We start from the raw sequence: 11,869 nt of genomic DNA on the forward strand, positions 1-11,869 counted from the left end.
CCCGTATCCCCCGACGTGAGACTCGAGCCGATCGCGCCGGTCCAGGTGGGCCTGTGGAGCAGCTTCGCCACCCTGCTGCGCTGGTCGCTGGCGACGATCGGCGCGATGCTGCCGCTCATCGTCGTCGTCCAGGCCATGCTGGCCGCCGGGGTGATCCTCGGGTTCGGATTCCTGATCCCGGACATCACGCCGGACAGTGCCCTCCTGCTGTCCTCCGGCACGCCGACCATCCTGCTCCTGACCATCGGTCTTGTCATCGTCCCCCAGGGGGTCTCCCGCGCCCGGGCGTCCGGTGCGCTGGACTACCAGCGCGCACTGCCCGTGTCGCGGCCGTTACTGCTGCTGGTGGACCTCGTGGTGTGGACGCTCATCGCGCTGCCGGGGGTGGCCATCGGCCTCCTCGTGGCGTGGCTGCGCTACGGCCTGACGTTCTCCTTCGACTGGCCGCTGCTCATCCTCGCCTCGCTGCTGGTGACGACGATGGCGACCAGCGTCGGATACGCGATCGCAGTGACCCTGCCGGCGATGGTGGCCCAACTGGTCTCGCAGGTCCTGGTGTTCCTCGTGCTGTTGTTCTCGCCGATCACCTTCCCGGCGAGTGAGCTGCCGGACTGGTTCCAGACCCTGCACGCGATCCTGCCCATCCAGCCCGCGGGGGATCTCATACGTGCGAGCATCGCGTCCGACGTCTTCACCGCCGACGGGCGCGATCTGCTGGTGCTGGCGCTCTGGACTGCGCTGGGCCTGCTGATTACCACCCGTGCGCTGGTCCATCGGAAGTGACCCGAGCACCGGGGCCGCTATCCATCGCCCTGGCGCGCCAGACTCCCAGGTAGCCCGAGCGGGTCGGCGCGCACGAGCGCGATCGCTCGCTGGAGTGCACCCGTCCGAACGACGTCCGCCCCGAGCGTGGACGCGGTGATCGTGGGGTGCGGCGGATGGGTGTACTCCCGTAGCAGCTCCGTGGCCTGGGCGACCACCGGCTCTGCCGCCGGTGCGATCGCGCCGGCCACCACCACGCGGTCGAGGTCGAGCATGGTCGCCATCACGGCGCACACCCGCGCCAGCCGGTCCGCGAGGCGGGCCACGATGGCGGTGGCGAGCGGGTCGCCGTTCAGTGCGGCCGCGAACACGTGCTCGGCGTCGGGGCCCTGGGAACCGGCCCTCAGCAACGCCGAATCGACCGGGACCGTGCCGGCCGCGATGGCGTCTCGCGCCATCTCCCGAGCGACGTGTGCCAGCCCTTCCGGTCCGCCGACTCCCTCCACCAGGCTGAGCAGGCGCAGCTCTCCGGCGCCACCGCCGCGTCCGCGCAGGAGCTCGCCGTCCACGATGAGGCCGGCGCCGAACCGCTCGCCGGAGAGAAGCACGGCGAAGGAGTCCAGGCCGGAACCGGCCCCGATCGCTCCCTCGGCGACGGCCGCCAGGTTGGCATCGTTCTCGATGACCATCGAGCGTCCGGGACGGGCGAGCGCGTCGGCGAGCCCGGGGTTCATCCGGTGCCAGAAGTCGTGGCCGGCGGGCGTGGCGCCGTGGGAGTCGATCGGGGCGGGAACCCCGGTGACGACGATGAGCACCTGGTCCTGGCCGATGCCGGCACGCTCCAGTGCCTGGTCCAACGCCGCCACCACTGCCTCGCGGCGCGGCGCCGCCGCGGTCTCGTCCATCTGGATCTCGGCGTCGCCGCAGTGCGTTCCCCCGAGATCGGCCACTGCCGCCGTGATCCGGTGCACCCCGGCATCCACCCCGACGACGTAGCCGGCGCGAGGGGCGAACGCGTAGCGTCGTGCCGGCCGCCCCTTGCGGTAGGTGCCTGCGCTGCGGGCGTCCTCGAGCTCGGTGATCCAGCCACGCTCGACCAGCTCGTCGCACAGACCCAGGACAGTCGATCTCGTCAACCCGGTGGTGGCGATGACGTCGCTCGCGGTGAACGCGGTTCCGTGCCAGACGCTGCGCAGCACCGTGGCCGCATTGCTGCGGCGCCAGTGCTGCGAGGCCGAGACCGGAGGGAGCATTCTGCGACTGTAGTGGACCTCCGGGCCATGATCCGCTGGATAAATCTAGGTGCTAGATTTTCTCGTACGGCGACTCTCGGCCATGCCAGGCGACCCAGCCGAACCGACTAGAAGGTAGAGCACCACCCTCATGACGCACACCCAGTCCAGCGACCTCACCCCCTCGGCCCTGTCCGCCGATGCCACGTGGTGGCGGCAGGCCGCGGTCTACCAGATCTACCCACGGGCCTTCGCCGACTCCGACGGCAGCGGCCTGGGCGATCTGCGCGGGGTGACCGAGAAGGTCGGCTACCTCAGTGCGCTGGGGATCGACGCCGTCTGGCTGAGCCCGTTCTACCCCTCGGCGCTGGCCGATGGTGGCTATGACGTGGACGACTATCGCGACGTCGACCCGAAGCTGGGCACGCTGGCGGACTTCGACGAGATGGTCGCTGCCCTCCACGGTGCCGGGATCCGGCTGATCGTGGACCTGGTGCCCAATCACACCTCCGACCGGCACGAGTGGTTCAAGGCCGCCCTGGCCGCCCCGAAGGGCTCGCCCGAGCGCGACCGCTACATCTTCCGGGACGGCACGGGCCCCGACGGCGCAGAGCCGCCCTCGGACTGGGGCTCCACCTTCGGTGGGCCCGCCTGGCACCAGGTGGCCGACGGGCAGTGGTACCACCACTTCTTCGCCAAGGAGCAGCCGGACCTGAACTGGGACAACCCGCAGGTACGCGCCGACTTCCTGCACACGCTGCGGTTCTGGTCCGAACGCGGGGTGGACGGCTTCCGCGTGGACGTCGCGCACGGGCTCGCCAAGGACCTGCCCGCCGAGCTGCCGAGCCAGCAGGCACTGGATGCGATGCCGCAGGACGGCACCCACCCGATGTGGGACCGCGACGAGGTGCACGAGATCTACGCCGAGTGGCGCGAGGTGTTCAACTCCTACGACCCGCCCCGCATCGCGGTGGCCGAGGCGTGGGTGCCGGCCGACCGGCGCTGGCGGTACGCGAGCGCGCACGGCTTGGGCCAGGCCTTCAACTTCGACCTGCTCGAGGCCGACTTCGACGCCGCGCAGTTCCGCGAGATCATCACCTTCAACCTCGAGCTCGCCACCGAGTCCGGCTCCTCGACCACCTGGGTCTTCTCCAACCACGACGTCGTCCGTCACGCCACTCGGTACGGTCTGCCGCCGCGGGCGGGGGACGAGCGCAAGGCCGGCTCGGCCTGGTTGCGCACCGGCGGGACCGATCCGGTGCTCGACCACGAGCTCGGGCTACGCCGCGCCCGCGCGGCCACCCTGCTCGAGCTGGCGCTCCCCGGATCGGCCTACCTCTACCAGGGGGAGGAGCTCGGGCTGCACGAGGTGCCCGACATCCCCGCGGGCCGCCGTCAGGACCCGACGTTCTTCCGCACCGAGGGCGCGGAGATCGGCCGCGACGGATGCCGGGTGCCGCTGCCCTGGACCACCGACGGCGTCTCTTTCGGCTTCGGCTCCGCCGAGCCCGACCTGCCGCAGCCGCAGTGGTTCGGCAGCTACTCCGTGCAGGCGCAGGACGGTGTGCCCGGATCCACCCTGACGATGTACCGGGAGGCGCTCGCACTGCGCAGCCGGCTACAGTCCGAGGAGACCCTGGAGTGGCTGGACACGGGTGAGGACCAGGTGCTCGCCTTCACCCGGCCCAACGGCTGGATGAGCGTGACGAACTTCGGAGCGGACGCCGTCGTGCTCCCGGCCGGTGAGGTGCTGCTGACCAGCAGCCCGCTGACGGCGGAGGGCCATCTCCCCGGCTCCACCACCGCCTGGCTCCGCCGCTAGCAGCCGCGCCGGGATCAGGCGAGGCGCCGCAGCACGAACTCCAGCTCGGCCCGCATCTGACGGACCCGCTCGTCGTCGACGACCGACCCGTGCCCGGCGTCGTAGAGGTAGGTCTCCACCTCGCCGCCGTGCGAGCGGAGCATCTCGACGTAGTTCTCGATCTGCCGGAACGGGCAGCGCGGGTCGTTCCGGCCCGCCAGGATCAGCACCGGCGCGCGAACCTTGCCCACGTACGAGATCGGCGAGGCATCCGCGTAGGCCTGGGGGACCTCGGTGGGCGAGCCGCCGAACAGTGACCGGTCGAACGCCTGCAGCCCATCCATCTCGTCCTCGTAGGCGGCGACGTAGTCGGCCACCGGCACACCCGCCACCCCGAGCGCCCACCGCTCGGGCTGAGTGCCCAGGCCAAGCAGCGTCAGGTACCCGCCCCACGAGGCGCCCGCGAGCACCGACCGCTGCGGGTCCACCACCCCGGCCTGCACCAGCGCCTCGTGCACCGCTGCGACGTCCTCGAGCTCGGTGTGCCCGACGCGGCCCTCCAGCGCGTCCCGCCAGGCGTTGCCGTATCCGGTCGAGCCGCGGTAGTTCACGCTCAGCACCGCGAACCCGTGATCGATCCAGGCGGCCGCGTACGGGCTGAACGAGTCGGACTCGTGCCACGTCGGCCCGCCGTGCACCTCCACCACCACCGGATAGGGCTCCTCGACGCCCTCGGGCCGCCGCAGCAGGGCGTGCACGAGCCCACCCGGTCCGTCGGCCCAGACGTCCTCCACCGGTACCGACCCCGGGACGTGCTTGCCGCCCAGATCCACCAGGCTCGCGCCCGTCGAGGCCGCGATCACGTCCCTGGGCTCCGCAGCCGAGGACCGGGCCAGCCACACCTCACCGTCCGGACGCGCCGTGGCGCCCGAGACCGTCCCGACGGCGGCCCCCACCTGCCGTACGGTCCCGTCCACCACGTCGTAGCGGTAGGTGAGCGTCCTGGCCTCGTGGTCGACGGCCACCAGCAACCCGCGCGCGTCCGGGTACCACTGCGCATCCGCCACCTCCCCGGGCAGGCCCAGGTCGATCGGGCGCACCACGGACGTGGCGACGTCCCAGACCAGCAGCTGGCCCAGGTCGGTGCGCTCGTGCCGCACGAGCAGCCGCGTGTCGCCGGCCAGCGGGGCGAACCCGAGCGCGGACAGCCCGTGGCCGGGGCCGTCGTCGAGGTCGGCCACCGCGCCGCCGGTGTCCACCCGCAGCACGCGCAGGGCCGGGTGGCGGGCGTCGCCGCGCTCGGAGTGCTCGATCGCCACCAGGTTCCCGTCCCGGCTCAGCGCCGCGGCCTCGGCGGACTCCGGATGGGCGTACAGCAACCGGGGGTCGGTGCCGGCGGCGGCCGGTCCGACGTAGAGGGTGTGGATCTGGGTGCCGAAGTCACCGCTGCGCCCGATGACGACGGTCCCGTCCTCGGCGAGCAGCAGGCCGGCGTCGTAGCCGTCCGGCAGCGGGATCGGTCGTTCGGCGTCGCGGGTGGGGGTGGTCCCGAATCGCTGCCGCCGCCACCGGCCGAACTCGTCGCCGTCGGAGTCGTCGAACCACCAGATCCACCGCCCGGCCGGATCGATGGTGGCATCGGTGGTGCCGTTGCGACGCTCGGTGGCGCGCACCAGCGAGCCGGTCGAGGGTGTCCAGGAGTGCACCTCGAGCGTGCCACCGACACTGGCGACCACCACCGCCCGATCGGGGGCGAGCATCGCCCACTCGGGCAACCCGAAGCGGCGGGACCGGAACCGGCGCTCCCAGTCCGGGCGCGGCCATTGTTCGGCCTGGCCGATCGGGGCGGTGCGCATGCTCAGCCCTGGCGCCGGAAGCGGATCAGCAGAATCGCGACGCCGCCGATCACGGCGAGCGCGATCACCACGAAGAGCGCGATCTGCCCGGCGCCGGGGCCCTCGTCCTGCTCACCCTCCGCGCCGTCCGCGCCCGCAACGGCCGGGTCCTCATCCGGGGCCGCGGTCGTGGTCGCCGACTCCTCACCGGAGGGGTCGCCGTCGGCGCCGGTGGGGTCCTCGGTGGGCGTGGCGGCTTCGGACGTCTGCTCGCCGTCGGCCGGTTCGGTCTCGCCGTCGCTGCCCTCGGGCGGCTCCTCGCCTGCCCCGGCGGTGGCGGTGAAGGTGAGTTCGCCGTCGATCGGGTGCCCGTCGGCGGAGACCACCCGCCAGACCACCGAGTACTCTCCGGCCGGCAGGTCCGAGGTGAGCGGCTGGGTGACCGCGGGCCCGTCCAGCTGGGGGTCGCCGTCGGAGGCCTCCGCCCCGTCGGGACCGGTGACCTCGATGCTGGTGCCCATCTCGAGCACGTCCTCGTTGAACGTGAGCACCAGCTCGGCCGGCGGGCTCTCCAGGGTGGTGCCGTCCTCCGGGTCGGAGGAGATCAGCGCGCTGTGCGCGGCGGCCGGAGCCGCCGGGAGGGCCAGGGCGGCGATCACGGTGACGAGAACAGCCAGGACCGGAAGACGGTCGAGCGGTGAGCGCATGCCCTCAGGGTAAGCCCGCGCAAGGGCGGGGTGGCGTCGGCGATCACCGGGCGGGCAGGCGTCCGATGTGGATACATTGCAGGGGGTGCGTGCCGCGCGCCAGGCCGAGCCCGCCGTCGGAAGGACCATCGATGCCGATCACCCACGAGGTGGGGGTCCACCCCAGCAGCGAGAACCTGCCGCGACGCGAGCAGCTCGCCTGGAAGATGGCCGAGGTGGCCACCGACCCGGCCGACGTGCCCGGCGAGGTGGTGGACATGGTGATCAACCGCATCATCGACAACGCTGCCGTCGCGGCCGCCTCGCTGTTGCGTGAACCGGTGGTCGCCGCCCGCGGGCAGGCGCTCGCCCACCCCTACCACCCGGGGGCGTGCGTGTTCGGCCGCAGCTCCGAGCTGCGCGTCAGCCCGGAGTGGGCCGCGTGGGCGAACGGCGTCGCGGTGCGCGAGCTCGACTTCCACGACACCTATCTCGCGGCCGACTACTCCCACCCGGGGGACAACATCCCTCCGATCCTCGCCGTGGCCCAGCACACCGGAGCCGACGGTGCAGCGCTGGTGCGTGGGATCGCGACCGGGTACCAGATCCAGGTCGACCTGGTCACCGGCATCAGCCTGCACCGGCACAAGATCGACCACATCGCCCATCTCGGTCCGAGCGCCGCCGCGGGGATCGGCACCCTGCTGGGCCTGGACACCACCACGATCTTCCACGCGATCGGGCAGGCGCTGCACACCACCACCGCCACCCGGCAGTCCCGCAAGGGCGAGATCTCCACCTGGAAGGCCTACGCCCCCGCCTTCGCCGGGAAGGTCGCGGTGGAGGCCGTCGACCGGGCGATGCGCGGGCAGAGCTCGCCCGTGCCGATCTACGAGGGCGAGGACGGCGTCATCGCCTGGCTGCTGGACGGCGCCGAGGCCCGCTACCGGGTCAGCCTGCCGGCGCCGGGAGAGCCGAAGAACGGCATCCTGCGCACCTACACCAAGGAGCACTCGGCCGAGTACCAGTCGCAGGCGCTCATCGACCTCGCCCGCCGCCTGCACCGCACCCACCCCGAGCTGGCCGATCCAGCCAATGTCGAGCGGATCGTCATCCACACCAGCCACCACACCCATCACGTGATCGGCTCGGGGGCGAACGACCCGCAGAAGTACGACCCGCATGCCTCCCGCGAGACCCTCGACCACTCGATCCCCTACATCGTGGCCGTGGCGCTGCAGGACGGGGACTGGCACCACGAGCGCTCCTACGCCCCCGAGCGCGCCGCCCGCCCGGACACCGTGCAGCTCTGGCACCGGATCACCACCGCCGAGGATCCGCAGTGGACCCGCCGCTACCACAGCGAGGATCCCGCCGAGAAGGCGTTCGGTGGCCGCATGGAGATCACCCTGACCGACGGGCGTCATCTCACCGAGGAGATCGCCATGGCCGACGCCCACCCCCTGGGGGCGCGGCCGTTCGCCCGCGCCCAGTACATCGAGAAGTTCCGCACGCTCTCCGACGGCGTCCTGGAGCCGGCCGAGTCCGCGCGCTTCCTCGAGCTGGTCCAGCGGTTGCCGGACCTGACCGCCGAGGAAGTCGTCGGGCTCACGGTGGCCGCGAGCCCCGGCCTGCTCGGCACCGTCCGTACCCCGAAGGGGTTGTTCTAGGTGCTGTACTCGACGCTGACCCCGACGGCGAAGCGCACCCGCCTGCGGGAGGCACTCGCCAGCGGAGAGCTGTTGCGCTTCCCGGGCGCGATGAACCCGCTCTCGGCTCGGCTGATCGCCGAGAAGGGGTTCGAGGGGGTCTACGTCTCCGGGGCGGTGATCGCCGCCGATCTCGGCCTGCCGGACATCGGCCTGACCACCCAGTCGGAGGTGGCCACGCGGGCCGGGCAGGTGGCCCGGATGACCGATCTGCCCACCCTGGTCGATGCCGACACCGGCTTCGGGGAGGTGCTCAACCTCGCCCGCACCGTCCAGGCCCTCGAGGACGCCGGGGTGGCGGGCTGTCACATCGAGGATCAGGTCAACCCCAAGCGTTGTGGGCACCTGGACGGCAAGTCGGTCGTCGACCTCGCCACCGCGACCCAGCGGATCACCGCCGCCGCCGACGCCCGCCGCGACCCCGCCTTCCTCGTGATGGCCCGGACGGACGTGCGGGCGCTGGAGGGGGTGGGGGCCGCCGTCGCGCGTGCGAAGGCACTGGTGGACGCGGGAGCGGACGCCATCTTCCCCGAGGCCATGCGCGACCTGGCCGAGTTCGAGACCATCGCGAGCGCCGTGGACGTGCCGGTGCTGGCCAATATGACCGAGTTCGGCAAGTCCGAGCTGTTCACCACCGGTCAGCTCGCCGACGCCGGTGTGCAGATCGTCATCTACCCCGTGACGTTGCTGCGGCTGGCGATGGGCGCGGTGGAGGACGGGCTGGACCGGATCGCGTCCGACGGCACCCAGGAGGCGCTCGTGGAACGCATGCAGACCCGCTCACGGCTGTACGAGCTGGTCGACTACGACGGGTATGAGGAGTTCGACGCGACCGTCTACCGCGGCCGCTGAGCATCGACGTCAAGGAGGACCGATGAGCGACATCCACAAGGGTCTGGCCGGAGTGGTGGTCGACACCACCGCGATCTCCAAGGTCAATCCCGAGACTAACTCACTGCTCTACCGGGGCTACCCGGTGCAGGATCTTGCCGCGCGCTGCTCCTTCGAGGAGGTGGCGCACCTACTCCTTCACGGCGAGCTGCCGACGGCGGACGAGCTCGCCCAGGCGCAGCGCCTGGAGCGGTCGCTGCGGCCGCTGGACGAGCGCACCAAGGTGCTGATCGACTCCCTGCCCGCTACGGCGCACCCGATGGACGTGGTGCGCACTGCCGTCAGTCAGCTGGGCACGTTCGACGGCACCCTGGCCGGGCCGGACGGCCTCACCGACCGCCGGCTGGAGGAGGGCCGGGCGATGTACCTGTTCGCCCAGCTGCCCGCGATCGTCGCCTACGACCAGCGGCGCCGCCGCGGCGAGGAGCTCGTCGAACCGCGCGAGGAGCTGAGCTACGCCGCGAACTTCCTGTGGATGACATTCGGGACCGAGCCCGAGGCGGTGCTCGAGCGCGCCTTCAACGTCTCGATGATCCTCTACGCCGAGCACTCCTTCAACGCCTCCACCTTCACCGCCCGGGTGATCGCCTCCACGCTCGCGGACATGTACTCGGCGGTGACCGGGGCGATCGGTGCGCTGAAAGGGCCCCTGCACGGAGGTGCGAACGAGGCCGTGATGGCCGTCCTGGCGGAGATCGGGACCGCCGACCGCGCCGAGGCATGGCTGGAGGAGGCCCTCGGCCAGAAGCGCAAGGTCATGGGCTTCGGCCACCGGGTCTACAAGCACGGCGACTCCCGCGTGCCGACGATGAAGGCGGTGCTGGACGAGCTGGTCGAGCACTACGACCGCCGCGACCTCGGGGCGTTGTACGAGGCGCTCGAGTCCGCCATGACCGAGCGCAAGAACATCCTGCCCAACCTCGACTACCCGGCCGGGCCCGCCTACCACCTGATGGGGTTCGACACCGAGATCTTCACACCGCTGTTCGTCGCCTCCCGGGTGACGGGCTGGGCCGCGCACATCATGGAGCAGCGGGAGGCCAATGCGCTGATCCGGCCGCTGGGCGAGTACGTGGGCCCGGACCAGCGGGAGGTGCCGGGGGCCTGAGCACCGGCGGTCCCTGCTAGTCTCGGATCATGCACACGGTTCGTTGGTATTGGTTTGTGTCGGCTCCGGCCGCCGCATCCTGCTGACGCGCGCGACCGGAGCCGACCAAGGCGTGGACCACAAGGTCCGCGCCTTCGCCATATCAGGCGGGCGCTCCGGGACCAGCGGTGGGTCCGCCCCTGATCACGAGGGATGAGGACCAGATGACCGCTTCCGCCACCACCGCCGAACGCACCCACGACCTCCGGGTGCTGCGGATGGACCCGCTGCCCACCCCCGGCGAGGTACTCGCCGCACTGCCCCTGCCGGACGCCTCCGCCGCGCTGGTGGCCCGGACCCGCGCCGAGACTGCGCAGGTGCTGCGCGGTGAGGACGACCGCCTGCTGGTGGTCGTCGGCCCGTGCAGCGTGCACGACCCGGCCGCTGCGATCGAGTACGCCCACCGGCTCGCCGGCGCGGCTCAGCGGCACGCCGAGGACCTGCTGATCGTCATGCGGGTCTACTTCGAGAAGCCGCGCACCACCACTGGCTGGAAAGGTCTGATCAATGACCCGGGCCTGGACGGCAGCTACGACATCCCGCGCGGCCTGCGGCTGGCCCGGCAGGTGCTGCTGGACGTGCTCGCCGCCGGGGTGCCGGCGGGGTGTGAGTTCCTCGAGACCACCTCCCCGCAGTACATCTCCGACACCGTCAGCTACGGCGCGATCGGCGCGCGCACGGTCGAGTCCCAGGTGCACCGCCAGCTCGCCTCCGGGCTGTCGATGCCGGTGGGCTTCAAGAACTCCTCCGACGGCGACCTCCAGGTGGCCGTGGACGCATCCGTGGCCGCGGCCTCACCCCAGGCATTCCTGGGCGTGGACGCGCAGGGGCGGGCCGCCCTGGTGGAGACCGCCGGCAACCCGGAGTCGCACGTGATCCTGCGGGGCGGGCGGCGCGGTCCGAACTACGGCGCGGAGCACGTGCGCGACGCGGCCGGCCGGTTGGGGCGCGTCGGGCGCTCGGGTGTGGTGGTCGACGCCAGCCACGGCAACTCCGGCAAGGACCACGTGCGCCAGGCGCAGGTGGCCACGGAGATCGCGGGTGCCGTCGCGGCGGGGGAGCGTGACGTGGCCGGGGTGATGCTGGAGAGCTTCCTCGTCGAAGGGCGCCAGGAGCCAGCGCCGTCGGGGCTGACCTACGGGCAGTCGGTGACCGATGCCTGCATGTCCTGGGAGGTGACCGAGGGTGTGCTGGCCGAGCTCGCGGCGGCCGCTCGGGCGCGCCGGGCGGGCTCGATCAGCGGATGAACCGTGGCCCGGTCGCCGGGTCGTGGGCGAGCGCGTCGGCGATGCGCTCACGGGAGGTCTGCTGCAGATCCGCGGGTAGGGCCTCCGGTGCGAACCAGCCGACCTCGAGGGACTCGTCGTCGCCCACGTGCGCGGCGCCGTCGAGGTAGCGGCAACGGAACGTCAGGTCGAGGTAGCTCGCGCGGTCACCGTTGGGATAGGTGAGCTCCTGCCCGCTGATCACCGAGACCAGCGCCTCCACCTCGGCGCGCACGCCGGTCTCCTCGGCCACCTCGCGGATCGCGGCGACCGCGGGCTGCTCACCGGGGTCGAGGATGCCGCTGATCACCGCCCACCGCCCGGTGTCGGCGCGCCGGCCCAGCAGGACGCGGCCGGCGGGATCGAGCACCACGGCGCTGACGCCGGAGAGCCACAGGGGTGCCGTGCCCACATGGCGCCGCAGCTCGAGCACGAAGTCGGGGACCGGCATAGAGCGATCCTCGCACGCCCGTGGCGGGATTCCAGCGTGAGGGCAGCCGGCTACTACGCTCTGGCGTGGCCACGAGCGTGGCGCGACGAC

10 protein-coding genes are annotated in these 11,869 nt (G+C 72.0%); 6 read left to right on the top strand and 4 right to left on the bottom strand.

What is annotated here, in order from left to right:
• The first annotated feature begins 15 nt into the window (after positions 1-15).
• The gene (locus LQF12_RS01865; RefSeq protein ID WP_231054312.1) at positions 16-783 is read left to right on the top strand and encodes an ABC transporter permease; all 768 of its coding nucleotides are present in this window, start codon (positions 16-18) and stop codon (positions 781-783) included.
• A gap of 17 nt (positions 784-800) precedes the next feature.
• Here LQF12_RS01865 and LQF12_RS01870 read toward each other — a convergent pair whose 3' ends face one another.
• Complete coding sequence (locus LQF12_RS01870) at positions 801-2,015, bottom strand: ROK family protein (RefSeq protein WP_231054313.1); 1,215 nt, start codon at positions 2,013-2,015, stop codon at positions 801-803.
• A 130-nt stretch (positions 2,016-2,145) separates the two neighbouring features.
• Here LQF12_RS01870 and LQF12_RS01875 point away from each other — a divergent pair, with 130 nt between their 5' ends.
• Positions 2,146-3,816, top strand: coding sequence for a glycoside hydrolase family 13 protein (locus LQF12_RS01875; RefSeq protein ID WP_231054314.1), 1,671 nt, complete (start codon positions 2,146-2,148; stop codon positions 3,814-3,816).
• 14 nt (positions 3,817-3,830) lie between these two features.
• Here the strand turns inward: LQF12_RS01875 and LQF12_RS01880 are convergent, their stop codons facing one another.
• Both LQF12_RS01880 and LQF12_RS01885 read right to left on the bottom strand, forming a co-directional pair.
• Positions 3,831-5,651: a S9 family peptidase gene (locus tag LQF12_RS01880; protein ID WP_231054315.1), complete on the bottom strand. Its 1,821-nt coding sequence runs from the start codon at positions 5,649-5,651 to the stop codon at positions 3,831-3,833.
• Positions 5,652-5,653: 2 nt separating this feature from the next.
• Positions 5,654-6,337, bottom strand: coding sequence for a copper resistance protein CopC (locus tag LQF12_RS01885; RefSeq protein ID WP_231054316.1), 684 nt, complete (start codon positions 6,335-6,337; stop codon positions 5,654-5,656).
• Positions 6,338-6,468: 131 nt separating this feature from the next.
• Here LQF12_RS01885 and LQF12_RS01890 point away from each other — a divergent pair, with 131 nt between their 5' ends.
• The 4 genes from LQF12_RS01890 (at position 6,469) to LQF12_RS01905 (ending at position 11,310) form a co-directional block, all read left to right on the top strand.
• Entirely contained in the window at positions 6,469-7,986 is a 1,518-nt protein-coding gene (locus LQF12_RS01890; RefSeq protein ID WP_231054317.1) for an MmgE/PrpD family protein, read from the top strand.
• Positions 7,987-8,877, top strand: coding sequence for a methylisocitrate lyase (prpB, locus tag LQF12_RS01895; RefSeq protein ID WP_231054318.1), 891 nt, complete (start codon positions 7,987-7,989; stop codon positions 8,875-8,877).
• 22 nt (positions 8,878-8,899) lie between these two features.
• A complete protein-coding gene (locus tag LQF12_RS01900) occupies positions 8,900-10,024 on the top strand; it encodes a bifunctional 2-methylcitrate synthase/citrate synthase (protein WP_231054319.1) in 1,125 nt (374 codons plus the stop codon).
• Positions 10,025-10,227: 203 nt separating this feature from the next.
• Positions 10,228-11,310: a 3-deoxy-7-phosphoheptulonate synthase gene (locus tag LQF12_RS01905; RefSeq protein WP_290370717.1), complete on the top strand. Its 1,083-nt coding sequence runs from the start codon at positions 10,228-10,230 to the stop codon at positions 11,308-11,310.
• Here LQF12_RS01905 and LQF12_RS01910 read toward each other — a convergent pair.
• A complete protein-coding gene (locus LQF12_RS01910) occupies positions 11,300-11,779 on the bottom strand; it encodes an NUDIX hydrolase (protein ID WP_231054320.1) in 480 nt (159 codons plus the stop codon). The two genes, LQF12_RS01905 and LQF12_RS01910, sit on opposite strands and share 11 nt — an antisense overlap.
• Between the last annotated feature and the right edge of the window lie 90 nt (positions 11,780-11,869).

Source organism: Ruania suaedae (assembly GCF_021049265.1).
GTDB lineage: Bacteria > Actinomycetota > Actinomycetes > Actinomycetales > Beutenbergiaceae > Ruania > Ruania suaedae.

Excerpts from the sequence above, each read along its gene's own strand:
- LQF12_RS01890 (WP_231054317.1), top strand. The coding sequence starts at position 6,469 with ATGCCGATCACCCACGAGGTGGGGGTCCACCCCAGCAGCGAGAACCTG.
- LQF12_RS01910 (WP_231054320.1), bottom strand. The coding sequence starts at position 11,779 with ATGCCGGTCCCCGACTTCGTGCTCGAGCTGCGGCGCCATGTGGGCACG.
- LQF12_RS01880 (WP_231054315.1), bottom strand. The coding sequence starts at position 5,651 with ATGCGCACCGCCCCGATCGGCCAGGCCGAACAATGGCCGCGCCCGGAC.
- LQF12_RS01875 (WP_231054314.1), top strand. The coding sequence starts at position 2,146 with ATGACGCACACCCAGTCCAGCGACCTCACCCCCTCGGCCCTGTCCGCC.
- LQF12_RS01885 (WP_231054316.1), bottom strand. The coding sequence starts at position 6,337 with ATGCGCTCACCGCTCGACCGTCTTCCGGTCCTGGCTGTTCTCGTCACC.
- LQF12_RS01870 (WP_231054313.1), bottom strand. The coding sequence starts at position 2,015 with ATGCTCCCTCCGGTCTCGGCCTCGCAGCACTGGCGCCGCAGCAATGCG.
- LQF12_RS01900 (WP_231054319.1), top strand. The coding sequence starts at position 8,900 with ATGAGCGACATCCACAAGGGTCTGGCCGGAGTGGTGGTCGACACCACC.
- LQF12_RS01905 (WP_290370717.1), top strand. The coding sequence starts at position 10,228 with ATGACCGCTTCCGCCACCACCGCCGAACGCACCCACGACCTCCGGGTG.